The sequence below is a fragment of the Streptomyces mayteni genome, assembly GCF_054783955.1.
The window spans coordinates 25,489-50,371 of record NZ_BAAGPR010000003.1 but is presented as its reverse complement, the minus strand read 5'-3'; the positions used below and the strand labels follow the sequence as shown (position 1 = coordinate 50,371).

Genomic DNA, 24,883 nt, shown 5'->3' with positions numbered 1-24,883 from the left:
CCCACAGGAGGACCCGCTGCGTCCGACGACACGACCGCCATCCACATTCATCCGGCTCACCGACCGCTCACTCCCCCTCGCTGCGGTAAGGGACGCCCCCGAGCGGCACAGTCGGCTGTTCAGCAGGGCCAAGTCCGAGGTCGGGTACGCCGAATGCCTCTGCCGGCCAGGCCGGCTCAAGCTGGTGATCCGCGTCCGAGCCGGCCGCTACCACCTCGCCGGCTGGCCGGGCGACGGCGAACAGCACGCGTCACACTGCCCGTTCCACAAGATCCCGCCGAGCCTGTCCGGTCGATCTCACTACACCAACGAGGCCATCCACGACGACGAGGCCGGAACCTCCATCCGCCTCGCCCATCCCCTGACGACGCGGATGACACCATCGCGCCGGCACACCACCAGCCGTCCGTCAGGAGGAGAACCAGGTACAGCCCGACGAGCCGTCGGCCTCCTCGGGCTTCTCCACTTCCTGTGGGAACAGACACAGCTCAACCAATGGCACCCGTTCTGGCACCGGAGTTGGTCCACATGCCGTTCCCGCCTCCACCAGGCAGCGGACGACTGCGTGATCAACGGCCAGCGACTGCGCGAAGCGCTCCACGTGATTCCGCCGTACCAGCCCGCGAACGCCAGGGCCAACGCAGCAGAGTTCGCGAACTTCCGGGCCCGCCTCGGCGAGCGACGCGGCATCGAGCAACGCGGGCTACTCCTCGGAGAGCTCAAGGAAGCGACTGAGACCCCACACGGCGTGCGGTACCGACTCCGCCACCTGCCCCGTCCGATGTTCGCCTCCACCACGCTGGCCGAGCGCGCACAACGCTCCTACCGCGCAGCCCTCTCCGCCGCGGCCGCAGACGTGCCCTGCCGGCGCATGGTCCTGCTGCTCGTCCGCACCAGCGCCAAGGGCTACCTCGTCGCCGACGACCTGGCAGCCATGCTCACCACCAACACCTACGTACCGGCGGACTCCTCCCACGAGATCCACATGGCCGACGCCCTGACCGCGGCCGAGCGCAGCTTCGTGAAGCCTCTCCGGTACGACGCGAGTGACGCCGTCTTCCCCGACTTCGTCCTTACCGACGACCCCGCAGGACCGATGCACGTCGAGGTCTACGGCATGTCCAACCTGGATTCGTACCGACAGCGGAAGCGTGTCAAGCAGGCTCACTACAGGGCGCGGAGAATCCCCGTGATCGAGTGGGACGTTGCAAACCCACTGCCGAGCCTGGCCAGGAGGACGCGTCTGACGACGTGACAGGTCGACTACAGCCAGACACACTCAAGCTCCAAGACTCGGCATCGGGGCCCTCCGCATGGCCGGAGTGAAGAACATCGTGGCCGGCCTGCGCCCCAGTACCTGCAGCCCCCGCTTCCCTCCCGCGCTCCTCGGCCTCGGCCTCGGATGAATGCGAACCGGACATCACGCGACGACATTGATGCCCTGGCTGCCAGGCCAGCGACGACAAACACCCGCGGCTGTGGTGTCAGTCTGCTGAAGTATCCTTCCGCGCACACCGACTGGGAGGATCAAGAGAATTGACTGGCATGTCCACTTTCCCGCTGCCCTTTCGCGCTTCCCGCTCCATATCGTTCGCGACACTCCGAACGCTGCGGGAACTTCAGATGATGCAGTGCAGCGCACTCATTCGGGCGAAGCCGGGGTGGTTCGACAAGATGAACGACCCCGGTATCGTCGCCAGATGGACGCAAGAAGCGGCCGCCCAGGGCCTCACCGAAGCACAGATTCGTTACGTGCTTGCCGAACTCGCGCATTACGCCGCGCTGCGAGACGGGCAAACCGGCGTCGAGATGTCCGCCGTTGACGGGGTATGGCAGTCGGACACACTGGTCGACGACAAGCTCAGGTCCCGACTGCGCGAGGCGGTTCGGGTTCTGGAGCAGGTCCCCGCAGCGGAACTGGACTGGCATCCCGGATCCGACGGCCAGGTACTGGATCTGGTTCATCCCTCACTTTTCTGCTTGGTAAGAGGGGCGAGCGGGGCGCCCGAGATGGCTTGGCAGAACCCGACAGACATCTACATGAGGCACGAATTCTCGGAGAAGTTCCAGTGGCTCCCCACGGACGTCGACGTCAGTGACGACGGCGATGTCACCTTCCGTTCTTATGTCAACAACGTCCACCCCGAGGATCATCGCGAACTCGCCTCCGTTCTACCTGACTTGTTCGCGCGCTTGCGCCCACTGCTGGAGAACGTGCTCACCGATCTGCGTCATCCGCGGCCCCTGCGAATCGAGGCCGATCCATTCGGGTGGTACGACTCGGAGCCGGAGTACCCGGATAAAACCTCCTACAGTGATGACGGGGCCTACACAGAAGCCCTCCACGCATGGGAAGAGGCCCAGGACAACTGGTGGGAAAACCGCCACCCGGCCGTCCCGGACGCGCCGGCCTTCACTCCGCCCGAGTTGCCCGATGAATCCGCCCGAGTCGACCTCCGCGGCAGCCGTCTCCAGGTCATCGTCAAGCTCGCCACCATTCATCTCACCCCGGACAAGCCCGAGTACCCCGGCGGTTCTTGGCATGTCGAGGGGATGATGAACGAGCGGATCGTCTCGACCGGCATCTACTACTGGGACAGCGAGAACATCACCGAAAGCCAGTTGAGCTTCCGGGCGGCACTCGACGACCCGTCCTACGAACAGAACGACGACGACGGCCTGCGTGAGGTCTACGGCCTGGAGGACGAAGACGCGCTGAACCAGGTGCTGGGATCGACACTGACCCCAGCGGGCCGCTGCTTGGCGTTCCCGAACATCCTGCAACACCGCGTCGGCTCATTCCGCCTCACGGACCCCACCCGCCCGGGATATCGAAAAATTCTCGCATTCTTCTTGGTCGACCCGTCGAAAAGGATCACCTCGACATCCGATGTGCCACCGCAACAGCCATGGTCCGACACCTCGACCATGACGCTTGAGCAGGCCAAGAACTACCGTGAACAACTCATGCAGGAACGCAAGTTCTTCGTCGACGAACACAACGAGCAGCTCTATGAACGAGAATTCTCCCTCTGCGAGCACTGAACCTCTTCTCTCCTAATACGTGCCCGTCAGGAGAGTGTGGACGGCCTGGACGATGGAGCCGATGCGGCGGGTGGAGCACCTGGCCCGCCAGAGCAGTCGCCAGGTTTCAGCTGTGCGAAGGCACGTTCTCCTGGAGCCCGCAGCCGGGCGTTACCCCCTGAGCTCTGTGGCGGAACGAAGAAAATCCTGGTGCATGGGAGTCCGGTGGCGTTCGTATACTCGTGCGACACTCGCGGCGGAGGAGAGGGGGAGACGATGAAGCTTGCTGAGGCACTGGCGGAGCGTGCGGCGGCGACGCGGCGGGTGGAGCAACTGCGAGCACGCGTGGTCAGCAGTGCGCGGTATCAGGAAGGTGAGACGCCTGCCGAGGACGCGGCCCAGCTGTTGGCCGAGGCCGGTGAGGTGCTGGGTGCCCTTGAGACACTGATTCGGCGGATCAACCGGACCAACGCGGCGGTGGACATGGGGCCGGACGGCACGCTGACCGACGCGCTCGCCCGCCGAGACGTGCTGCGGCTGCGTCACTCGGTGGTTACCGCCGCAGCGGATGCCGCGGCAGGTGCGGGCGAGCGAGGACACGGTCGGCAGCTTCGATCCGAGTTGGTCATGCTCGCCGCCCTTCCGGTCGCGGAACTGCGTGCTCAGGCGGACGCACTCGCGCAAGAGATCCGCGAGATCGATGTGCGCATCCAGCGCACGAACTGGGAGGTCGACCTGCTCGACTGAGCAGGTCGAGCAGCGGCACAAACGATGTGGAGCGGGTAGCCGCTCCGGAGGCGTGCACACACCGCGGCCGGCGGTTTCCGGCCCTGGCGCGTGAAGAGCAACGCAGGGGTTCGATTCCCCACAAAACAGCGCAGCTCAGCACCGCGCACAGGTGACAGTGCACATCGCACAGCACATCACCACGTGCAGATCCAAGGCGGTGAGGGCGGGTTCGGGGTTCCCACATCAGAGGGAGAGGTATTCACCACCTCCTCATGCCGTTCCATGCGGACCACCAGCCTCGCCACCACCAGAGATCCGCCGAACCGGCCATCCTCAGGACGATGACCGAGTGGATGCTCGGTCTGTTCGCACGACACTTTCCTGCGGGGGACCTACTCGACGGGACTGCGTGCCGTCCTCGTGTGAGCTATCTCGGCCGCGAGTTCTTCAGCCGCTCCCCGATGATGAAGTTCGCGGAGATGGCGGCGTAACGCTCGGGCAGTTCGTCGTGTCTCACGCGACCGCAAGGTGAGTTCGGGCCGAGGCTGGTGTCCATGCGGCGGTGGAAGTCGTCGAGGTCGGCGTGCCAACGGGGGATGTAGGCGGCGGTAGAGGCGCTGTAGACCTCGATGCGAGTGAAGGCGATGGCGGCCAGCTCGTGGGCGATGGCGGGGTGGTGGGGCCAGCAGCCGGGGATGACGTGGCCGTCGGTGTGGCCGTAGGTGGTGTTGAGCCAGTGGGCTACGTGGTCGAGCCAGGTCCAGACGGCGGTTTCGAGGTCGCCGGTGAGGGCGCAGAGGTCCCAGGGGTTGGGTGCCGGTTCGTCAGGCGGCGGGTTGTCCGGGTCGGGTCCGAGGATGCGCCGGACGATGCCGGGTGGTGGTGGCCATGCGGGGAGGCGGGTCATGGGGTGCCGAGCTTTCGGGCCTGCCATGTGTCCTGGTGGCGTTGTTGGGCGTGGGTGCGGTCGGCACGGCGTTGGGCGCGGGTCGTGTCGGCGTGGGCGCGGATCTCGTCGATCTCCTGCTCGATGGTGGGCCAGTCAGGGTGCCGGGTGAGGGGTGGGAGTTCGGTGAGGACGGGTGGGAGGTTGCCGGCGAGGAGGAGCGCTTGGCCGGCGGCGACGTCGAGGTACTGGATTTCGTGGGCGCGGAGGACGGGTTCGCGGTCGTGGTTGAGGGAGCGGCTGCTGCCAGTGGGGGTGCCTTTGCGGGAGTCGCGGTTGAGGGTGGCGGAGGTCTTGTGGACCTCGGTGGTGCCGCAGAGCGCTTCGAGGTCTTTGAGGAAGGGGACGTCGTGGGAGCCGCCGAGGACGAGGGTGTTGTTGGTGATGGCGGCGAGTTCCTTGGCGGTGTCGCGGCCGAAGCGGGATTCGGCTGAGGCCCAGCCCTGGACGAGGTAGATGACGCACAGGCCGCGGCCTCGGCCGTCGGCGACGCGTTGGCGGAGGGAGGGGAGCGGGGCGATGTTGGGGGCTTCGTCGAGGGCGACGACCAGGGGCGGGTCGAGGCGGCGGTGCGGCTTGGTGACGGCCAGCTGCTCGGCGCGGTCGAGGACGTCCTCGGTGATGGCGGTGACGAGCGGCGCGATGGTGGAGTGGGCGGAGTCCTTGCCGAGGAGGTAGAGGGTGCCGTCGGCGTCGAGGAGGTTCTCGATGTCGGTGGCGTGTTCGGGGGCGATGTCGACGGCGTCGATGACGGGTTGGTGGGCGAAGGCGGCGAGGGCGTTGGCGAGGGTGGAGCGGGTGTTGCCGACGGCGCGTTCGTCGCCGGTGGTGGCGTCGAGGAGGCTTTCGGCCCAGTCGGGGCCGGCGCCGGGGTGGTGGTGGAGGATCTGGCGGGGTGCGGGGGCGTCGGGGCGTTTGGACCAGCGCAGGACGTCGCGCCAGGAGGCTCCGTCGAGGGCGGCGGCGTGGATGAGGCAGGAGAGCCAGGTGCCGGCGAGGTGGCGGTAGTGGGCGGCGCCTTCGTCCTGGGCGCCGGAGGCGCGGGTGCGGGTGCCGGCGATGAAGGCGCGGCCGCGGAGTTCGGCGGTGAGGGTGTCCTGGGCGCCGTGGATCGGTGACCAGCGCAGGGGTTCCTGCGCGGGGACGAGGTCCTGCGGATCGAGTGTGACGACCGGGCCGCGCCGGAGGCGGGCGCCGAGGGTGAGTTCGAGCAGGTCCGGCTTTGTGGAGGTCGCCAGGGTGGGGCCGGGGACGTCGCGGAGGAGTCGTGCGAGGAAGCGGAAGGTCTTGCCGGATCCCATCGGGCCGATGACGCGCAGTGCCTGGTCGTAGGGCGAGTAGAGCGGCATCCGGTCGCACGCGGGCCGGGTGGCGTGGCCGAGGAAGTAGCCGTACTCGGTCACCGGGGTGGACGTCACTCGGCTGTCCGCTGGGACGGTAGGACAAGGCCGGGGCGGACCTGGCCGCCGGCTCGACGGACGGCGGCCTCGGAGAGGTGAGCGTGGAGTTGTTCGGGGGTGGCGAATCCAGCGTGCGGGGTGGTCGGGCAGACGTCGGCGGTGAGGTGGCGGGCGAGTCGGCCGCGGAGGTAGCCGGTGCCGCAGACGGCAGTCAGGGCCAGGAGGGTGGCGGCGATGAGGACGGGGGTGTTCACGTGGCCTCCGTGGGGTGGGGGCGGCCGGTCATGGCCTGGTCGGTGTCGGTGATCTCGATCTCCAGGGGTGTGCGGAGGTGTTGGACCATGCGGGCGGGCTCGTGTCCGATGCGCAGCACGTGAACACCCTGGGCGAGGGCGCCGAGTTGGGTGCTGAGGCTGGCCGGGAGTCGGAACTGGCGCAGGGCCTGGGCGGCGTCGTCCTCGCGGGACTGGCGGTAGACGTGAACGATTCCGGCCTCGCGGACCAGCGACATCGCGTCGGAACACTCGGGGATGTCGCTGAGGTGGTGGACGACGGTGACGAAGGACAGGCCGATGCCCCTCCCCCGCTTCGCGAGCGAGCGCAGTACGGCGGCGACCTTGTCGAGGCGGGCGGTGTGGTAGCCCTCCTCCAGGATGATCAGGCGTTGGCCGTCGCGGTGTGCCCAGACCGCGGAGAGGAAGGTCGCCACCAGGGCCATCACGAGGGAGAGGGCGGGTGAGTCCTCGGGGAGGGCGGAGGTGTCGAAGACGATGAGGGGCGCGGTGAGGTCGAGGTCGTCGCTGGTGGCCCGGTCGATGAGGCCGGAGAGGTCGCCGGTGATGAAGCGTTCGAGATCCAGGGCGAGGTCCAGGCCCCAGGAGATGACGTCGGGCCGGGTGACCAGGCCCTCGTCCCGCAGATGCGGCCGAGGGACGTCGTCGGATGCCGGGTCGTAGAGGGCGGTGACGACGTCGTGCAGGGTGGCGATCCGGCCGGCGGCGCGGGCGCGGTGGAGTGCGGTGGCGTGGGCGGTGCGGAGAGCGTAGCGCTGGCGTGAGGTGAGTGTGCGCTCGTGGGCGTGCTCGGCGACCATCAGCAGGAGTCGGTCCTGGCCGACGCGTCCGTCGCCGCCGGACTCCGAGGTGGTGGAGATGCGGGGGTCGAGGAGGTTGATGGCGGTGCCGCCGGTCCTGGCGAAGCGGACCGGGGTGACGCCGCATTCGGTCGCTGCTCGTTCGTATTCGCCGTGGCCCTGTTGGTTCTTGCGGTCCAGGACGACAACCTGTTTGCCGCAGGCGACCTGGCGGACGCAGTACTGGGTCTTGACCAGCGAGGACTTCCCCGAGGAGATGTCGCCCAGGACCAGGACGTTGGGGCTGGTGATCCGCCCCTGGTCGTAGAGAGCGTGGGGGTCGGTGCTGATCGGCTGGCCGGTGGCGAGGTCGATGCCGGTGATGGGACCGGCGAGCGCGGGGTGGGTGGCGACCACGGCGGGGTTCAGCGCGGCGGCCTGCCGGGTGGAGGTGAAGATGGTCTCCTGCTCCAGCTCGGCGTGGCCGAGGAGCTGCCGCAGCCGGCCCCGAGAGCGCGGTGGTGTTGGCGTGGTCGCCGTCATACGGTGATGCCTCTCGTCAGCGGCAGCGTGGTCAGGAGCGCCTGGTGGTGTCGGTAGGTGTGCCAGCGCAGCCGGGTCACCCCGCCGTTCTCGGCGGCGGCCGTCACCCGGAGGCGTGCGGCGGCGAGTTCTTCGGGGCTGGGTGCGGAGACATGGACGCGGACGGCCGGGTGGACGCCGCCGACCACCGGGGTGAGGAGGTCGTCGAGGACGCGGCGGGAGGAGGACATGGACGCCTCGCTCACGCCGGTCGAGACCTGGCCACGGCGGCGCTCACCGTGTCGGTCGGCGGTGTCGTAGGTCAGGGCCAGCCGGGCCTTCTCGCGGGCGGACACCTTCGGCACCAGCCGCCACTGCGCCTGGACGGTCCGGATCGTGGCGGGGTGGACGCCGGTGACCAGGTGCTCCATCCATCGGGCGTTGACCGGCTGGAGCGGCCAGGCGTCGCGCGGCACGGAGGCGACCGCGTGGTACCAGGGGCGGGACACGCCGCCGGTGCGCGCCCAGTCGCGGCCGGGGGCGCGGGTGTGGGACCAGCCGTCGGCGACGGAGTCGATGCCGTCCAGGTCGTCGATGTCCTGGTCGGGGTCGTGCAGGTGTCGGATCAGCGCCCCGAGCCGGCGGGGACCGAGGACGCTGCGCAGCGGGTGGCCGGCGCGCCCCACCCGGCTGACGACATCGCCCAGCACGGTGAACGCCTCGGCGCACAACATCTCGAGGTCGGCCGGCTTCGGCAGCCGGCCGGCGAGCTGGTCCAGCGGCATGCGGATGGTGGCGAAGCTGCGATAGGCCTCCGTGCTGCCGGCGGCGTAGCCGGCGAGCTGGCGCATGGACTTCCGCAGACGCGGTGGAACGTCGCCGGTGAGGAGGCCGTCCAGGTGCGCACGGTAGGTATCCGGGTGCACGGGCAACACCCGGGTACAGAGGTCGAGCTGGTCGACAGGGACGTTCGCCCCCGACAGCCCGCCCAGCAGCCGTTCGAAGAGATAGCCCGTGTTGTTGACGGAGCGGGTGGGCAGCAGGCCGTCCCCGCCACCGGCGATCTCGAAGGTCGCGGTCAAGTGGCCGCCGGCCCACGTCCGGTGCCGCCTGTCCTGGTGGTGGACGAGCGCCATCGGAGACTCCGGGGCACCGGGCGGAGCGTAGGCCATCACCCGCACCTCGCCCACCTCAGCAGGTAGCGAGAGCCCAGGCACGAAGTCCGGACGCTCCTGCCGGCCGCCGGCCCATCGCCATGCCAGCCGGTCCAGCAGGCTCGCGGCCCACGAGTCGCCCTCCGTGGTCCGGCGGCGGACCGTCAGCCAGCCCGCGGCGCCGCCGGCCAGGCCGAGGACCAGTACGGCAGGGGATCGGGTGGCGACGAGTGACAGCAGCCAGACCAGGAGGTAGAGCGCGAGGACCGTGAGCTGGAGCGGGGTGACGGCGCCGAAGAGCGACCGGCGCCGCGTCTCGCCGCCCAGGATGTAGGTGCGCTCAGCGCTGCTCACGAATCTTCCTTCTCTCGTTCTTGAGGTTCCGGGCCGTCGTCAGCCTCGGGCTGGCGAGCCGGTGGTGCTTCGGGGCCGGTGCTGCCCGACGTGCCGGGGTCGCCGCCGCTCGGGCCGGGCTTGTCCGGGGTGTCGTCGTCGCCGTCCTGCTCGGTCGCTGAGTGCGCTGCGGCGGCGGTGGCGGTCGCTCCGCCGCTCGCTCCTGCGGCCGCCGCAGTTTGCGCGGAGTCGGCGACCCCACGACCCGCCTGCGAGGAGGCATCGTCCGCGTCAGCCTGGTCGTCGTCGGGCGAGCCACCGTCCGGCGGGGAACCACCGCTCCCGCTCGACTTCGAGGATCCGAGCTTGCTCATGCGCGCCTCGAACCGGTCCGTGACGCCGGCCATCATTTCCCCGCCGGAGGGGTGGTCGACGGCTCCGCGCACCTGCGGGTCCATGCCCGTGGTGGCAGAGGCGCCCATCGACATCAGCCACATGGCGACGGCCGGGAAGCTGTCGATCATGAACAGCCCCACGAGCAGGAACAAGAGGATGGCCAGGCCGTCGTCCTCGGGGCGATCGCGCATCAGCCCGTCGAAGGCTGTCCACAGGGTGTTGAAGAAGAAGTAGATGAAGGCGGGCAGCAGCATCAGGCCGCCGAGGAGCCCCGCCAGGCGCCGTAGCGCGCTCGACCATGGCGGGTAGACCCAGGCGACCAGCACGAGCGGGACCAGCAGCGCGCCCAGGTGCAGGCCCCACTGGGCGATGGCCATCTCGATCAGCGTCACGACCCCCAGGCACAAGATGGCGAGGAACAGTAGGAGGGCGAGCACGCTGCCGCCGAAGACACCCCAGTCACCGGCGGTGTCAATGAGCAGCTGCATCAGTTGCTCGACCGCGCTCCCCGCGTGCGCCGTGCCCTCGTCGGCGAAGACACGCGCCAACTCGTTGGCCATCAGTTGCAGTTCCAGCAGGACAACGGGCCCTGCGGAGATGAGCGGCACGACGAAGACCAGACGCCAGCCCGACTGCCGGAGCAGGTCGACGCCGGTGGCCGAGGCGCCGGCCGCGGCGCACTGGGCGGTGAGCCAGACGAGCAGGAGCGTGAGGAGCATCAGCGAGAGGCCGAAGCTGCTGGCGTACTGGGAAGCCCACCAGTCCTGGTCGAAGGCCGGACTGGTCACCCGTTCGCCAAGTTCCTGGATGTAGGTGAGCAGGGTGACCGTGGACTCTGCCATGCCCGTGACCCATTCCTCGATGAAGTCGTCGGGCACGATGTCGTCGAGGCTGCCCGTGACCTGCTCGACCTTGTCCCGGTGCACGTCGCCGAGGTACTCGTAGACGCTGTTCACGCCGGGGATGTCGTTCAGCGTCGAGCAGGCCCACTCCCCCAGGAGCGCGTCCTCGCACTCGTTGTCCTCGGCGGCGGCCGTCCCGGCGAGGCACAGGGATAGCAGCAGCGACAGCAGGAGACCGATGGCCATCCGCAGCCGCAGACGCCCGGCCGGCGGGTCGCTCACTGACCGGCTTCCGGCTGGGCTCCGTCTGGGCGGTTCTCGCGGGCGTCGGCGAAGGCCAGCCAGTCAGCGCCCAGGAGCGCGGCCCGTTGGGACAGGGAGGTGACGAACTCGCCTTCGTCGGGGGGCGTGACGAGTTCGTCGAACGGCCCTCGTGTCAGCGCGTCGACGCGCCAGTCGCCGTCGTCCCAGCGAAGGGCCATGCGGCCCATCTGCCATCTGGCTCGCAGCTCGATGGCTCGCCCGTCTTGATCTACCGTGCCGAGCAGGCACGGCAGCCAGAAGTCCACCTCGACCCGGTCCTCGACGGAGTCCGCCACGCGGTAGGCACCGAGCGCGGGGTGGCACTCGGAGACGAACCTCGTCCCTTGGACGATGCCGCCGTCCCCGTTCACGACGTGCCCCGACTCCGACAGCCCGTGGTTGGCACGGAACGCGACGGCCTCCGTGTCCAGCAGTTGCTTCGACGGCGGATCCGTCATGGTGTCCTGGGCATACGCCCAGCGGTCGCCGGACGACATGCGGTGCAGCACGAAGACCGAGGAGGCGAAGGAGGCTCCGGCCTCCACGGCGCCTTCCTCGCTGTGCGGGAAGCCGCGCGGCAGTCCCGAGACGCTGCGGGTGGCCAGTGCGGCGGCGGCCGTCGCGCCGCCACGCGCCATCTCGGGCGCGGCGGCCGGCCGCTCTGCCTCAGCAGCTGGAGAGTTCGAGGTCGGTGTAGAGCCGCACTTCAGGACGCCGAACATCACCGCGGCGCTACAACCAGCTGCCAGAGCCAGGGCCCGGCGACGTTGTCTTGGCCGCTTCCTCCTTCGGCCGCGTCCTTCGTTGGGTTGGTAGTCGATGCGCACGTTCACGGATGTCGCTCCCGGTGCTCAGGCGCTGGTGAGGATGGCGTAGAGGACGGGGAGGCTGGCCATGCCGATCGTCGCGGCGCCCACGCGGACGAGTTCGCCCCTGGTCTCGTCCAGGTCGCCGCCGATGCCCTGCCGCTTGGCCTTCGCGGCCCGGGCGATGGCCTCGACGAGGAAGTAGGCGCAGACGAAGAAGCCGATCAGCCAGGCGAGCCCCAGGAACATGCCGAACTTGGACTCCAGCAACGGAGCAAACGGGCCGAAGCTCGGGCTCACGCCGTCGAACGGGTTGAACTCCTCTGCCAGAGGCAACACAGCTCAGCCCTCCCGCGCCGCGGACAGGGTGGTCGCCATCGCGGCGCAGGCATACAGCCAAGCCGTGTGCGTCGCGGGGGACAGGCGTGAGTAGTCGATCTGCCCGCCGTCGACGAGGGCCGGCTCGGACGGGATCGGCATCGCGATGCCGCACCGCTCCGAGAAGGTCTCCATGAGGAACCGCTGCAGGCCGACGTCGACGGTCGGCGCGGGCGAGCAGACCAGAGCCACGCTCCGCTTCTTCAGCTCGCCGGGCTCCAGGACATGTCGCTCCAAGGCATCGGCCATCCAGAGGGCGGAGGAGGCGGTGTCCTCCCGCACGGTGGTGGTGATCACCAGGAGGTCCGCCTGCCGCGCGGCCGCCAGCCAGTTCGGCGCCCGCAGGTTGTTCCCGGAGTCGACCAGGACCAGGCTGTAGTAGTGGCTGAACAGCTCGTGAAGCTGGTCGAAGGACCCGGCGTCGAGTTGGCCGGTGACCTCGGGACGCTCGTCGCTCGCCAGCACGTCGAAGCGGGCCGGGCCTTGGCCGCGCAGGAAGAGACCGAGGTCACCGGGCCCGGTCACCGGCGCGTCGAACGCGTCGAGTTGGTCCAGGAGGTCGCGCGCCGTGTTGGCGTGGGCTGCGGGAAGCGACCGCTGCCCCAGCGTTCCCCGACCCTCGTTGATGTCGATCGCCGCCACGCCACCAGCCCGGTGGACGCCGAATGTCCTGGCCGCCAACAACGTGGCCGTCGTCTTGCCCGACCCGCCCTTCGGGTTGACGAACACGATCGTGCGCGGCCCGCCGAAGGTCATCTGCACCGCCCGCAACGCCGCGTGCCACCCCTGCTCGGCGGCACTCACCGCCGGCGAGATACGACCCCCGCTCCAGCGATGGACCCGCCCGCGCCATCCCCAGCTCGGCGCTGCCGGCCTGGCGTGCTGGCGCAGTGAGGCCGTGAAGCCGGCGTACGTGAGCGGCAACTCGCCGCGCTCGTCGGCCGACGGCGGCGGCACCGGTGCCGCCGGCTCGACGGCGGGTTCGGAGATGGGAGCGGACTTCGATGCCGGCTGGCGGGCGGAGGGCCCCACCCGGTTCGCCGCAGAGGGTCGGAACGAATCCGCCGTCAACGGCTCCTCGGTGCTGTCGCTCATGCGCTCGCCCCCGGTGCCCCCGTGACCGCGCCCTTCGACGCCGAACTGTCCCAACTCACGAAGGGAGGCACGCGGAACATCCGGTCGGCCATGCCCAGTTCCTCGTCTGTGCTGGGGATGGTGCCGCGGTTCTCCAGCGCCGTCGGGCCGTTCACCGAGCTGACCCCGGCGAGCTTCCAGTCATCGGACTGCCACCGCAGCGCGACCGTGTACGTGGTCCACGTGGCGGCCACCGAAGACCCTTCACCCGCGTCCGGCGCCCCGACGAGTCCCGTCATCCACAGCTGGACCTTCGCCACCTCATCCGTGTAACCCACCGTCCTGGTGCCCAAGACGGCGGCGCGCGCCACCAGCGAGTCCGCCGTGTCCTGCGTGAGGTCGTGAGATTCGAGCAGCCGACGGATCGCCAGCTCCTCCTTCAGGAAGAACGTCTCGACCACCTCGGAAGCCACGATCACGTCCAACACCCCAAGGCGCGCCCGGGTGTCGGTGAGGTAGGACTTCGATGAGCGAGCCAGCTGATAGGTGACCGCGGCGCGAACCGCGCCGGCCTCCGACCGGGGAAATCCGATCGGAACGCCGTTGACCGACTGGACGACGTCCAGTGCACGCTCCTCCGTCTCGGGCCCCCGTGCCGCCTCCTCCCGAAGACCAGGAAACGGGCTGAACGCCACGATCAACCCCAGCACCGTGGCCAAGCCGGCACCGCAGGCCACGACGCGGAACCGCGGTCGCCGTCCCTTGAGTCGAGCCATCTCAGATCGCCTTCCTCTGCGAAGGCGCAGCCGTCCCGAGCTCGGCGACCTGGCCCCGGCCGGAGGCCAGCACCACGAGTTGGCATGACACCAACATTCCACTCCCTTTCTCTCAAGCGTGGAGCTGGCCGAACGCCGGCTCGAGCAGCCCGCAACCTACAGAGAACGATCACTGACAACAACTGTTTACGACATTGGCGCGTCGCCGAACAGGCAGCCTCCACTTGCCGAGAACGGGCACAGGGCAGGCAACTATGCAGTTCAGAGGCAGCACGATGCGGATCGCCGCACTGCTGACTCAGCTTGCGAGTTCAGCCGATCGGCCCAACGGCGCCTGACGTCATCACGTCGGGAGTGATGTTCTACTACCTCCGACTATTCACATCCGTTTGCATCTCTGGAGACGGGAGACAACTTGATCAGAGCCGTCATGGCACCCGCCGGCATGCTCTTGACGCTCCTGGCCCTCTGCCTGCTCCTGATCGCCGGAAGCCCCGGCGCATCCAGTTCGGCGACGTCGTGCGCGCCTGGCCCGCAGTCGACGGCCAGGGATGCCTCGGCACGATGGAGCCAGGCGCAGACGCGCAACGCCGCGACGATCGTGGAGACCGCTCAATCGCGTTCCCTGCCACCGCGAGCCGCCGTGATCGCCGTGGCCACGGCCATGCAGGAGTCCAGCCTCGCCAACCTCAGAGGCGGCGACCGCGACTCCGTCGGCCTGTTCCAGCAACGTCCCAGTCAGGGCTGGGGAACCAGAGAACAGTTGATGGATCCGGTCTACGCCGCCAACGCCTTCTACGACGCGCTGCTCGGCGTCGCGGACTGGGAGGTCCGGCCGCTCGCCGAGGTCGCGCAGAACGTTCAACGCAGCGCATACCCCGACGCCTACGCGCGCTGGGAGGAGCCGGCCAGCGCGCTGGTGGCAAGCTTGTGGGAGGGCGATCCCACGATCGCCCTCGCGACGGGATGCGTCGGCTCCGGCACGGAAGGCACCGCCGCCTTCGGCGTCAACAACCCCCGTACCCCCGCCCAGGCAATCGCAGCGGCTCGACGTGCCGTCGGCCAGACGGGCTGGTATCGCATGTGCGATGCCTTCGTGGCCTACGTGTACGGATACCTCAACAGCGGCTCACACACAGCCAACGAGCACTGGACCAGGTTGCTCAGCGTCGGACTCGCCCATCCCGACGACCACTCCCCGCCGCCCGGCGCTCTCCTGTTCTACGACACCGGCCAGGACGCCGGCCACGTCGCGCTCTACCTCGGCAACGACCAGGTAGCCAGCAACGACATCCTCGACAGCTTCCGTGGTGAGGGCCGCATCGCCATCGTCGACCGCGATGACCTCACCGCCGGCCACTGGCGCCTGCGTTACCGCGGCTGGGCGGCCCCGAGTTTCCCCGGTGCCACCGGTCGAAGCACCATCTGACGCGCCACAGCCCCGATCACCGCCCCGGCGACACACGGTCGATGAGGAAGACGGCCAGCCTTTCGGGCACGGCGGGTCCCGATAGGCTGCGCTCCGTACCGGACCCCGAGCACGGCGAGAGGGGAGGGTTCGACAATGCGGAGCAAGGAGCGCGGCACAACGCGCAGCACCTCACGCACACTGGCGGAGAAGCTGCGGTGGCTCCGGGACATGAGGATGCCCCGGGGGGAACAGCCGCCGTCCTACGACGCGACGGCACGGCAGATCAGCGAACTTACGGGGGTCTCGATCTCGGGCCCCTATTTCTGGGAGCTCGTCACCGGCCGGACGACCAACCCGAAGCTCCATCACCTCCAGGCGCTCGCGCAGTATTTCCATGTCCCTGTCGGGTATCTCGCCGACCCGAAAGCCGATTTCGATCGGTTCGAGTCTGAACTGGAACTTCTCCACACCTTGAAAAGCGGGGGCGTCCGCGACATCAGGCTACCGGGCGCCGTCGAAACCAGCGCGGATATCTCCACGATTCAGGGACTACTCGGCAGACTCCACCTGTTGGAGACTTTCGGCGGCGAAGAGGTCCGCGAGACAGCGCTACGGCTGCATGGTCTGGATTCCGAGCAGCGAAAAGCCCTCAACGAGGCGGCCACCGACAGCGGATTCCTCAAGGCTCTACAGACTGATTGGGTACGCGAGATCGCTGTTCTCGCTTCCCAGTTGTCTGACGGCAGCCAGCAGGCAGTCCTCGACCTCATCAAGCACCTGCACAGCGTGGAGCATCCTGATGCAGGACAGCCTTAACTCACCCCGGCTCCGATGACTCTGAGCCGAGCCCCAGCACTTCTGCAACGAGTTCAGGTGAGAGGCTCGGCATCAACCAGCGGGCGGCCTCCCACGTGGCGCGACGCATCTCTGCTTCGCTGGATCCGCACGGCACGGAGTCGTTGTCGCTGAGCACCGCCACCACTCCACGGTCCGAGTGGAGGGGAATGACCAGAACCACGCCTCCGTGCGTCCTCAAACGAATAAACGCGTTCCCTTCAGGCTTGACGCTCGCCTGGGCCGCGCTTTCCGCCATGCCCTCCCGTTCGACCACTCGATTCCCGGATGCCGACGCTACTCCCTGCGCCACGAAAGACATTTCACCGCCCTGTATTCACCCGGAACCTCGCTGACCCGGAGCCGCCGGCCCGCCTCAACACGAACCTCTTGACTCAGTTATTACCGACTCGATAGCCGCATGTCAACGCGCGTTCGCTGGAGTCCGCCCCTAGAATCCCCGTCTCTCACCTGGCGAGAAACAACACCCCACCTACCAGTCGGCTTTCTCGCGTGACGAGAAAGCGCGTCAACCTCACGAAGAGCGTGGCGACATATCCCGCAGGGGTGCCTAACCTGTTGGTGCGGAACCAATCCATCCACACCCCAGGGAGAAGCATGCGCGCGATCGTCATGAAGGAGTTCGGCGGCCCCGAGGTGCTGCAGTGCACCGACGTGCCGGACCTGGAGCCGCGTGGCGCCCACCATCTGCTCACCGTGACCCGGGCGGGGGTGAACTTCGCGGACGTCCACGTGCGGAACAACACGTACCTCGCGCCGGTGACGTTGCCCTACACCCCAGGCAACGAGGTCGTCGGCGCCACCGCGGACGGGAAGCGGTTCCTGAGCCTCACGCGTGGCGGCGGGTATGCCGAGCAGGCCCTCGTGCACCGCCGCGTCGCCTGGCCGGTGCCCGACGACATCACCGACGACCAGGCCGTCTGCCTCGGTCTCCAGGGGCAGTCCGCCTGGCACCTGCTCTTCACCACCGCCCAGCTCGCCGTCGGCGAGACCGTCGTCATCCCGGCCGCCGGTGGCGGACTGGGCACGCTCGCCGTCCAGTTGGCGAAGCGAGCGGGCGCCAAGGTCGTCGCCCTGGCCAGCACGGCGGGGAAGCGTCAACTCGCCCTCGACCTCGGTGCCGACGCCGTCGTGGACTCGACTGCGGACGATCTCACCGAGCGGATCGTCGAGGCGGCCGGCGGCCCGGTCCAGGTCGCCCTGGAGATGACCGGTGGCCCCGTCCTGCACGCGATCCTCGCGGCCCTCGCGCCGCGCGGCCGTCTCGCCCTCTACGGCTACGCGTCGGGCGACATGACCGACCTCCCAGGGCGCCTGCTGATGGAGAAGTCCCTGACCGTCTCGGGATTCTGGCTCCCCAATCTCTACAGCGACCGCAACGCCCTGCCGTCGAGCATGGAGTCGCTGTTCGAGGCCGTGCGCGCCGGCGAGTTGAAGCCAGTCCTGGGCGCCACGTTCCCGCTGGCCGACGCCGCAGCGGCCCACGAGGCTTTGGCCGCCCGGACCCACACGGGCAAGCTCTGCCTGGACACCACACGGTGACGTGAGGTTACATAGTGATGACGCTATGAGGTTGCGGGGTCGTGTCGACGTGCCCGGCACGACCCCCGCCCCGGAGGGAGGGCCAGCGTGCGAAGCCCCAGCGGACCAGCGGCATCACCCACCACCCGTTCCGGCGGCAGCGAACACGCCGAGCGTGTCTTCCGCGTGCAGCAGGCGTTCACCAGCCTCGGCGGCGACATCCACGGCCCCGGCGAACTCGCCAGGGAGTCCGGCCTCGACGACTCCGCCGTCTTCCGGATCCTGCAGTCCGGGATCTACCAGGGCGTCTTCGAACGGGTGGGCCGCGGCCGCTACCGACTGGGACGCGGCACCGCACACCTCGCCATCCACGCGCTCGCCCACGTCCCCGACAACGCCTCCCACGAGATCCTCGAAGAACTGCACGACGCCACTCGGGGCGGTCTGGTCATGCTCTACATGCTCGCCCCGTTCAGCGGCGCGAAACGACAGTGCGTCGACATGGCCGTCGGCGACTCCGACCTCTCCGAGTACGGCCTCACACCCCGGGAAGTCCTCTGCGTCACCCGCTCCCTGCGTACTGGCGCGAGCGGCCGAACCATCCTCGCCTATCTCCAAGAACCCATCCAGCAACGCGTCCTGGCCGAGCCGGTCCCGGAGGGAGCGGGCCCTGGAGCCATCCACGACAACGCCGCCCTGCTCGCCTCCCTCGCCGACATCCGCGACCAGGGATACGCCATCGGCCTCCAGGAGTGCATGGCAGGCTGGAACAGCTGCGCCGCCCCCATCGTGTGGGACGACTCGATCATGGGCGCCCTGCTGATGCTGAAACCCGCGGCCGTCATGCCCGAGCCCCCGAGCGCGGCCATCGAAGCGACCAAGGCCGCAGCCGCACGTCTCAGCCGGATCTCCGCGGCGCCGTGGGCAGCGATGCGATGAGCCTCTGAACGCCTACGTATTGGTAGCGCGAGCACCGCCGTTGCGGCCCATGCTTGATGCGCCTTGGTCAGCTCTGGCCAAGCGATAACGACGACCTGCGCAGCATGCGGGCTACGGCCAGCATGGCCAGATTCGGCGTGCAGTGCCCCGGCAGCCGGGTCACCTCATCTCCTCCGACTCTGTCGCGGCGGCCGAGAGGGAACGGCAAGGTCAATCGGCCATGAGCGCGGCCGTAACGAAGCTCTGGGCCTTGTCGTCAGTCCACTCCTCGCTGTTGCCCTGGGTCAGGGAGTGGCGCAGACACTCCGCCGCGGCGCGCAAAGGCACTCCTTCGCCGGTAACCACACTCGGTGTGGAAACGTTCCGCAGGGCGTGGCCTGCGAGAAAAACGGAGGTCTGCGGGTTCACCTCGTAGACGCTCTTGAGCGCCTGGATGATGTCCACGTAGAGGTCACACGAAGGTAGATCATCCTTGTAGTGCTCGTGGTAGAAGAGGATGTTGAACTCCAGGGCAATGCGGATGGCGCCGGTCACACCGGCTGGGAGAGCGCTCACGTACCCCTCCTCGGGGGCTGTTCGTCTTGTCGCCGATCTCATCAGTCCTTCCCATCCACCGACGGTCATTCAGCTGGACAGGGGGGCGCGCGGATGCTTGAAAGCGCATCACCGATCGCGGCCACGTACCGTTCTGTCGAACATCGGGCAGTTACAACGTAGGGGACGCAGAACTTTCCACCCCTCAAGGGGTGATGTGCCTCACACTGCCGCCTCTTGTTACGCGACCGTCACCCGTGTATTTGCACTGACCAGACACCCTGCGGGAGCTCAATCTCGTACGGTGCGCTACGCATCTTTCACTCTGCGTTGGATCGATTTTGATCTTGCAAGCGTGCAAGATGGTGGGCGCGGGAAATAGCGAGAGCCCCATCCCCGTCGCCTGCCAGGACATTGAGGATGAGGCTCTCTGACACTGCCTGCGACGGCTGCCCCGACCTCGTGGTCGGGGCCTTGTCGTTACAGCCCGCTGAGGTCCCGGATGAACCGGTAGACCGCATACAGCGGGCCGACCCAGCGTGCCCGGTTGTACCACCGGTTTTGCTGGTCGCGGCGGTGCCCCTCCGGCTGGCTTGCCATCGGGGTCAACACCCCCTTCCTGGGCCTACGATCGCTCGTGGACTCCATGGACACCCGCGAGCGCGTGACCTCGGGGAGGACGTGTTGGCGCACCACACTAGCCGGTTCGCGTCGAGCGGCCATTCCACCGCAACTGCCCCACACGATTAGTCAAATCGGACATACTCATCCCGCCTGAGGGCGCGTCACCCCCTGTGACCAGCGAAATTTCACGCGTGAAAGGAGGTTAGGCCTTACTCGCAAGGCGGCCGCCTAGTGTCCTACGTCACATTCCAGGGCAGGTGTCCCACTGTGTGGCTAGCGGCAGATGGTCCTCTCCAACCACGTGAGAGCCCGCTTGAGCCCGCTTCTCACCACTGCCGCCTCCTGGCCGTCGTCGGAGCTCAAGACAGCGCAGCTCGAGTCGTTCACCCGAAGGTTCTGCCGCCTGAAAGCTCGATACGCACGTCCCGCACCAACACCATCACGCCGCAAACTGACTGCGCCTCAGCTGGCGGGACAACGAAGCGCGCCGGCCGATGGCCGGCGCGCAACATCACGCTGGAAACAGGGAGAGAACCCCGTCTCTACGACAACGTCTTGAGGTAGTCGCCGAGGGTCTGTGCGAGGAAGCGCGCGTTGGTCTCGACGTCGCGGGTGAGGATGAGCCCCTGGTGGAGGAGAGCGCGGATCTCGGCGGTGGCGAGGTCGCGGGCGAGGTCGGTGCCGCCGAGGGGGACGCCGGCGAGTTCGAGGTGGTCGGGGTAGCGGTCCTCGGACGCACCGGCGAGCCAGTCGGCCTCTTCGACGGCCCTGACGGCGGCGGGGTTCGAGCGCGGCGGTCCCTCGTGGGCGAGGGTGGGGAAGAGCAGTGCGGCGACGTCGCCGCGCCTGGACAGGTCCACGCCGAACCAGTCGACCAGCTGGTGGGGCCAGATCTGTGCCTTCAGCTCCCGGTGGCCGTCCCAGAGCGGTTCGTCGCTGCCGGAGAGGAGAGCCTGCGTGATCCGGGGGTCCTGGGTGGGGTGCAGTTGGTCGCCGGCGTCGAGACGACCGCGCACGATGTCCGTCCAACCGAGCGCGTCGAGCAGGCCGAGGCCCACGGCGACCGCGGCGGGCCAGGGCAGCACCTGGAGAGCGCCAATGTGCCGGTCGGGGCGGAGGAACACCCGGTCGTTGGCCAGCAGTTGCCAGTCCGGCTGGCGGACGAGGGTCATCGCGGTGGTGGTCTTGCCCGCGCCCTTGCCGCCGAGGGTGAGGACGGCACGACCGTCGCGGGTGACGGCGGAGGCGTGCAGGAGGCACCATCCGGCGCGCAGCAGCGCACCGCGGACGGTTTCGCGGGTGAGGCGGGCCGTGGCAGTCGCCACCGGCTCGGTTTCGCAGCCGATGATGTCCAGTGTCCGCCCCTGGTCGGACAAGCGGTACGCGCGGTAGGCAAGGCGCTGGCTGGGTGAGACGGCGAGGATCGTGCCGTCCGAGCGGTGGGTGACGAGCATGGGCTCTCGCGCGTACGAGGTGGTCTGGTGGGGTTCGAGGCCGACGCGATCGGCGAGCTCCTGGTACTGGGCGGAGTCGATGGTGGCGGTGACGAGCAGTTCGCTCTCGTTGTGGCTGTCGACCGGGACCTGGGTGGTGGGCCACCAGGGGCCGAAGTACCGGGCCGTCCACGAGGTGACGGGCTGGGGGCCGAGGACGGTCACGGTGGCCTCGGCGACCTGAGTGCGAATCGCGGCGGGCTGGGTGGGAAGGGTCGTCACAGGGGTTCTCCGATCTGGTGGTGCCGGGTGAGTGGCTGGTAGGCGGCGGCGAGCTTGGCCGCCGCGGCGTCGAGTTGGAGTGCCTCGGCGGCGGACAGCCGGGGCATGCGAACGGTGGGCTCGTTCTTGGTGAAGCTGATGGGGAGGCCGAGCCAGACGCCGTCGGCCCAGGGGCGGGAGAGCTCGATCACGCCGCCGTCGGCCTGGCCGAGGACGTGCAGGAGAGCGGCGAGTACGGCGCCTGCGGGGCCGGTGCGAGTTCGACCGATGCCGGCGCGGATCCGGCCGGGGCGGCGTACCAGCGCGGCGCGGATGTCGGCGAGCGGCAGCCTGGTCGGCAACGGTGCGCCCGTGACCATGGTCGTGGTCGCGCACATCACCGCGGCGTCTCCGTGCTCGCCGATGACGTGACCGACGATCTGGTCGGCTGCCACGCCGAGGCGTTCGGCCAGCAGCAGTCGGTAGCGGGCGGTGTCCAGGCTGGAGCCGATCCCGTAGACGCGGGGGTGGCCGGAGGACTCCGCCAGCAGCCGGGCCATCAGGTCGACCGGGTTGGTGACGACGAGCACCGAGCCGGCGAAGCCGGCCACGAAGTTCTCGCCGAGGGCCCGGATGAGAGGGCCGTTGGCCACGGCCCCGCCCAGCCGGACATCGGTCCGGTGATGGTTGGTGAAGCGGGCGCGCACGGCTACGACGAGGGCGTGGCAGATGGCCAGGTCGTCGGGCCGGCAGGCCCGTGGGCGAGCCGGTGAACCGAGCGCCGTCCGCATGTCGTCGAGGTCCATGGCCAGTGCGGCGGCTTGGTCCATGGTGCGGGAGGCGATCAGCAGTTCTCCGCAGGACCGCGAGGCGACCAGGGCGCCGGCGACCGCTCGGCCGACGGCGCCCGCGCCGAGCACGCCGATGGCGGGTAGATCCGTCATGGCCGGGCCATCTCCGCCACCCGGTCCAGCGCTCGTTCCCAGACTCCGAGCGGCGGACTGCCAGTGGCCAGGTCGCCAGCAACGCGTTGTACGAGGGCGGCGAGTTGCACACCGCGGCCGATCGCGGCGACGGCCGGCTCGGGCAGCGGTAGGGCGGCGGCGGCGGTCAGGTAGGTGGAGGTGATGTTGAGGGTGTCCATCAGCCACAGCGCCACCAGGTCCCGCAGCCACTGGTCGACTTCCGGCCGGCCCATGGGCCGCATCCGATGTGCGACCAGGGTGTCGACACCGTCAACGACGCGGCGGGCCGCGAACGGATCGAGCTCAGTCCCGGCCAGCAGCAGGGTCCGGCTGATCAGCCGCGCGAAGTCCTCCAGCTCGCTGGCACGCCGCAGGGCCGGATCCACCAGGACCGGGTTGCCCGAGGTGTTCGGCCAGAGGGCGTGTTCGGGCTTGAGATCGCCGTAGACCAACACGGACAGTGCCCGGTAGCGCCACGAGTGCCCGAGCAGATCCCGTACCGCGAGTGCGAGCAGCTTGCCGATGACGCGGTGCTGGGCCGGGGAACACCGTGCTTCCCCGATCGCCTGGACATAGGCATCGCGGCCCGGCCCGCCGAACTTCCTCGCGAACGTGCCGGTGATGCCCCGCTCCGGCGTGACAACGTCGCCCAGAGAGGCCGGATCCTGACGCCTCAGCGGCTCGAGCTCCTCCATCACCGCCGCCAGCAGGCCAACCGTCTGCGCCGGTTGCCTGGCCAACAGCTCGGCCAGGGACGGGCCGTGGACCGGCTCGGTAAAAAGGACTGCCCCATGCGCGCCGGCCAACCGGCACACCCTGGGCCGGCCCAGGGAGGTCAGCCAGCGGAGCTGCGCCGCCTCCCGATGCGTCAGCCCGTCGTTACGGGCCGCGTGGACGCGTTGGGCCTGGCGGATCCAACTCAGGTCGCCGAGCCCGCCACGCAGGACGGACACCAGCGAGGCGCCCAGCACGGAGGTCTTGGCGTACATGCGCTGCCCGCCGACCTCCACCACACGGACGTAGCCGGTGACCGAGGGACGGCATTCCAGCAGCTTCAGCTGCCGGCCGGGCCAGAGTTCGAGGGCGGCGTCGAGGATCTGCTCGGCCGCGTCGTCGAGCAGGTCGTCGACCATCGGGCCGCCGAGGGCTGGTGGGGGGTGGTGGGACATGACACCTCCGGTTCGGAAGTCGGGACATAGGCCGCCTCGAGTCGGCGGACGAAGTGGAAGACGAAGCACAGGGAGACGGCCGGAACAACGACCGCGGCCAACAGGACGGCCAGGAGCGGGGCGGCGATCACTGCGGCGCCTCCACGGTGGTCTGGCCGAACGCCGCCCGATACAGCTGCTCCAGCACCCGTGCACAGCCGGCGCAGCAGAACAGTGGAACCGGGCCGAGCTGGCCGACGACCTCGCCGCTGTTGGCCAGGGGCTGCTCTCGCTCGCCGCAGCGCCAGCACTGGAGACTGGCCCGTAGGCCGACGCCGACCCGGCGCACGGTGTCGGGGCTGTCATCGGCCGTCGTCACCGTGCGCCCCCGTACGGAGTTCGGCCAGCAGGCACTTCAGCAGCCCTCCGGCATGCGTCGTCGGGGTGCGGTGGGGTTCGACGCGGGTGAGCCAGCGGCGACCGCAGCGAGCCCGCCGTCCATCGGCCAGCGTGAGAGCGGGTGCTGGGAACCGGCTGGTTCCGCCGAGGCCGACGCAGATGGCGTCGCGTAGCACCGGCCGGGACGGCCAGGTCGCGGCTGTGCCCGGCGGGACCAGGAACTCCACCGCGTCCCGCGCCGGCACCTCCAACACGGGGCCGATCGCCCCTACGTGCCACGGAAGTCGCGCGAGAACCGCCAGGCCGACCGAGCGCGAGACGCGCAGGACGTCCCACGCTCGCCCCACCGGCACTGACACCGCCTGGTGCCACCGCCACCCCGTGAGCACGTCCGCCTCGACCGCTCCGGCCGCCATCATCCAGGCGACGCCCGAGGCCATGTCGCTGCCGATCGGAGCCGCGGGCGGGCACGTGTGACAGACCCGTACCGCCCAGCCGAGACATCCACCCTGGATACGGGTGTAGGCATAGCCGCCGGGCCGCAGGCCCGTCGTCGAACCACAGCGGGCACAGGTGAGGCCGTCGAGCCGCCACTTCATCGCGTCCGTGGCGTCCCCGAGGTCGAGGAAGAACGACAGCAGGTCGGGCGCGTCCGCAGTGTCTCGCCAGGCGCGGGCCTGCGCAGTGAGAGGTGGCGAGCGGTCAAGCACGGCGGGCTCCCTTCCGTCCCAACGCCGCCGAGCGGCTCACGAGACCGAACTGCCGGAGGGAGCGACCTGCCCCTCGTCCATGCCGGTCGCCGCCCCCTATGGCACGGGAGGTTCGTTCGACAGCGGACGTCCAGGACGGAAGTGGGGCGGGTGTCATCCCTGACCTCCTCGCTCGTGGTGTCATCTGCGACACAGAGCGTGGCCGTCAATCGCCGAACACGGCCATGCCACGAGAGGTCTCACCTCGTCCGTCCTTCGGTGATACGGCCTCTCACCGGGGCATCACCTTGATGTCGCCTCGGTCGGTTGCCCGGCGCCCGACCGGACC

At 69.1% G+C, this 24,883-nt stretch carries 23 protein-coding genes and 1 pseudogene; 7 read left to right on the top strand and 17 right to left on the bottom strand.

The genetic code is table 11. The features are described from left to right. The first annotated feature begins 16 nt into the window (after positions 1 to 16). Both ACYVPE_RS02250 and ACYVPE_RS02245 read left to right on the top strand, forming a co-directional pair. The gene (locus tag ACYVPE_RS02250; protein WP_461031732.1) at positions 17 to 1,255 is read left to right on the top strand and encodes a DUF1173 family protein; all 1,239 of its coding nucleotides are present in this window, start codon (positions 17 to 19) and stop codon (positions 1,253 to 1,255) included. A 281-nt stretch (positions 1,256 to 1,536) separates the two neighbouring features. Next, positions 1,537 to 3,045, top strand: a complete 1,509-nt coding sequence (locus ACYVPE_RS02245) for a DUF4246 domain-containing protein (protein ID WP_461031630.1) — start codon at positions 1,537 to 1,539, stop codon at positions 3,043 to 3,045. Between the two features lie 12 nt (positions 3,046 to 3,057). On the opposite strand, the pseudogene ACYVPE_RS02240 reads toward ACYVPE_RS02245, so the two are convergent. Further along, positions 3,058 to 3,197, bottom strand: a pseudogene (locus ACYVPE_RS02240) (IS5/IS1182 family transposase); the annotation flags it as partial. A 103-nt stretch (positions 3,198 to 3,300) separates the two neighbouring features. Between ACYVPE_RS02240 and ACYVPE_RS02235 the strand changes: the two are divergent. Continuing rightward, on the top strand, positions 3,301 to 3,771 hold the full coding sequence (locus ACYVPE_RS02235; protein WP_461031629.1) for a DIP1984 family protein: 471 nt from the start codon (positions 3,301 to 3,303) through the stop codon (positions 3,769 to 3,771). Positions 3,772 to 4,180: 409 nt separating this feature from the next. Here the strand turns inward: ACYVPE_RS02235 and ACYVPE_RS02230 are convergent, their stop codons facing one another. The 10 genes from ACYVPE_RS02230 to ACYVPE_RS02185 all read right to left on the bottom strand — a co-directional run bounded on the left by ACYVPE_RS02230 (position 4,181) and on the right by ACYVPE_RS02185 (position 13,698). Further along, positions 4,181 to 4,660, bottom strand: coding sequence for a hypothetical protein (locus ACYVPE_RS02230; protein ID WP_461031628.1), 480 nt, complete (start codon positions 4,658 to 4,660; stop codon positions 4,181 to 4,183). Beyond that, positions 4,657 to 6,117 carry a type IV secretory system conjugative DNA transfer family protein gene (locus ACYVPE_RS02225; RefSeq protein WP_461031627.1) on the bottom strand — a complete coding sequence of 487 codons (1,461 nt, stop codon included), beginning with the start codon at positions 6,115 to 6,117 and terminating at the stop codon, positions 4,657 to 4,659. Before ACYVPE_RS02225 ends, ACYVPE_RS02230 begins: the two co-directional genes overlap by 4 nt. Further along, entirely contained in the window at positions 6,114 to 6,353 is a 240-nt protein-coding gene (locus ACYVPE_RS02220; protein WP_461031626.1) for a hypothetical protein, read from the bottom strand. Before ACYVPE_RS02220 ends, ACYVPE_RS02225 begins: the two co-directional genes overlap by 4 nt. Then, positions 6,350 to 7,714 carry a hypothetical protein gene (locus tag ACYVPE_RS02215; RefSeq protein WP_461031625.1) on the bottom strand — a complete coding sequence of 455 codons (1,365 nt, stop codon included), beginning with the start codon at positions 7,712 to 7,714 and terminating at the stop codon, positions 6,350 to 6,352. The genes ACYVPE_RS02220 and ACYVPE_RS02215 overlap by 4 nt, the downstream gene beginning before the upstream one ends. After that, positions 7,711 to 9,201: an SCO6880 family protein gene (locus tag ACYVPE_RS02210; protein ID WP_461031624.1), complete on the bottom strand. Its 1,491-nt coding sequence runs from the start codon at positions 9,199 to 9,201 to the stop codon at positions 7,711 to 7,713. Before ACYVPE_RS02210 ends, ACYVPE_RS02215 begins: the two co-directional genes overlap by 4 nt. Beyond that, on the bottom strand, positions 9,198 to 10,700 hold the full coding sequence (locus ACYVPE_RS02205) for a hypothetical protein (RefSeq protein WP_461031623.1): 1,503 nt from the start codon (positions 10,698 to 10,700) through the stop codon (positions 9,198 to 9,200). The genes ACYVPE_RS02210 and ACYVPE_RS02205 overlap by 4 nt, the downstream gene beginning before the upstream one ends. After that, complete coding sequence (locus ACYVPE_RS02200) at positions 10,697 to 11,359, bottom strand: hypothetical protein (protein WP_461031622.1); 663 nt, start codon at positions 11,357 to 11,359, stop codon at positions 10,697 to 10,699. Before ACYVPE_RS02200 ends, ACYVPE_RS02205 begins: the two co-directional genes overlap by 4 nt. A 213-nt stretch (positions 11,360 to 11,572) precedes the next feature. Continuing rightward, positions 11,573 to 11,866: a hypothetical protein gene (locus tag ACYVPE_RS02195; protein WP_461031621.1), complete on the bottom strand. Its 294-nt coding sequence runs from the start codon at positions 11,864 to 11,866 to the stop codon at positions 11,573 to 11,575. Between the two features lie 3 nt (positions 11,867 to 11,869). Beyond that, on the bottom strand, positions 11,870 to 13,000 hold the full coding sequence (locus tag ACYVPE_RS02190) for a MinD/ParA family ATP-binding protein (RefSeq protein ID WP_461031620.1): 1,131 nt from the start codon (positions 12,998 to 13,000) through the stop codon (positions 11,870 to 11,872). Further along, positions 12,997 to 13,698: a hypothetical protein gene (locus tag ACYVPE_RS02185; RefSeq protein ID WP_461031619.1), complete on the bottom strand. Its 702-nt coding sequence runs from the start codon at positions 13,696 to 13,698 to the stop codon at positions 12,997 to 12,999. Before ACYVPE_RS02185 ends, ACYVPE_RS02190 begins: the two co-directional genes overlap by 4 nt. Before the next feature lie 472 nt (positions 13,699 to 14,170). Here ACYVPE_RS02185 and ACYVPE_RS02180 point away from each other — a divergent pair, with 472 nt between their 5' ends. The 4 genes from ACYVPE_RS02180 (at position 14,171) to ACYVPE_RS02165 (ending at position 18,481) form a co-directional block, all read left to right on the top strand. Further along, on the top strand, positions 14,171 to 15,184 hold the full coding sequence (locus ACYVPE_RS02180) for a hypothetical protein (RefSeq protein WP_461031618.1): 1,014 nt from the start codon (positions 14,171 to 14,173) through the stop codon (positions 15,182 to 15,184). A 135-nt stretch (positions 15,185 to 15,319) separates the two neighbouring features. Next, positions 15,320 to 15,982 (top strand): hypothetical protein, encoded by a 663-nt coding sequence (locus ACYVPE_RS02175; protein ID WP_461031617.1) that lies wholly within the window; start codon positions 15,320 to 15,322, stop codon positions 15,980 to 15,982. Positions 15,983 to 16,618: 636 nt separating this feature from the next. Beyond that, positions 16,619 to 17,563 (top strand): quinone oxidoreductase family protein, encoded by a 945-nt coding sequence (locus ACYVPE_RS02170; protein ID WP_461031616.1) that lies wholly within the window; start codon positions 16,619 to 16,621, stop codon positions 17,561 to 17,563. Positions 17,564 to 17,650: 87 nt separating this feature from the next. Continuing rightward, entirely contained in the window at positions 17,651 to 18,481 is an 831-nt protein-coding gene (locus tag ACYVPE_RS02165; protein ID WP_461031615.1) for an IclR family transcriptional regulator domain-containing protein, read from the top strand. 210 nt (positions 18,482 to 18,691) lie between these two features. On the opposite strand, the gene ACYVPE_RS02160 is transcribed toward ACYVPE_RS02165, so the two are convergent. From ACYVPE_RS02160 to ACYVPE_RS02135, 6 genes are all read right to left on the bottom strand, one after another. Further along, the gene (locus ACYVPE_RS02160; protein ID WP_461031614.1) at positions 18,692 to 19,036 is read right to left on the bottom strand and encodes a hypothetical protein; all 345 of its coding nucleotides are present in this window, start codon (positions 19,034 to 19,036) and stop codon (positions 18,692 to 18,694) included. 1,145 nt (positions 19,037 to 20,181) lie between these two features. Then, a complete protein-coding gene (locus tag ACYVPE_RS02155; RefSeq protein ID WP_461031613.1) occupies positions 20,182 to 21,354 on the bottom strand; it encodes a phosphoenolpyruvate carboxykinase (ATP) in 1,173 nt (390 codons plus the stop codon). After that, positions 21,351 to 22,277, bottom strand: coding sequence for a lactate/malate family dehydrogenase (locus ACYVPE_RS02150; protein ID WP_461031612.1), 927 nt, complete (start codon positions 22,275 to 22,277; stop codon positions 21,351 to 21,353). The genes ACYVPE_RS02155 and ACYVPE_RS02150 overlap by 4 nt, the downstream gene beginning before the upstream one ends. After that, the gene (locus ACYVPE_RS02145) at positions 22,274 to 23,467 is read right to left on the bottom strand and encodes a phosphotransferase (protein ID WP_461031611.1); all 1,194 of its coding nucleotides are present in this window, start codon (positions 23,465 to 23,467) and stop codon (positions 22,274 to 22,276) included. Before ACYVPE_RS02145 ends, ACYVPE_RS02150 begins: the two co-directional genes overlap by 4 nt. 127 nt (positions 23,468 to 23,594) lie before the next feature. Then, positions 23,595 to 23,825 (bottom strand): hypothetical protein, encoded by a 231-nt coding sequence (locus tag ACYVPE_RS02140; protein WP_461031610.1) that lies wholly within the window; start codon positions 23,823 to 23,825, stop codon positions 23,595 to 23,597. Further along, entirely contained in the window at positions 23,809 to 24,555 is a 747-nt protein-coding gene (locus ACYVPE_RS02135; protein ID WP_461031609.1) for a hypothetical protein, read from the bottom strand. Before ACYVPE_RS02135 ends, ACYVPE_RS02140 begins: the two co-directional genes overlap by 17 nt. Positions 24,556 to 24,883 lie beyond the last annotated feature (328 nt).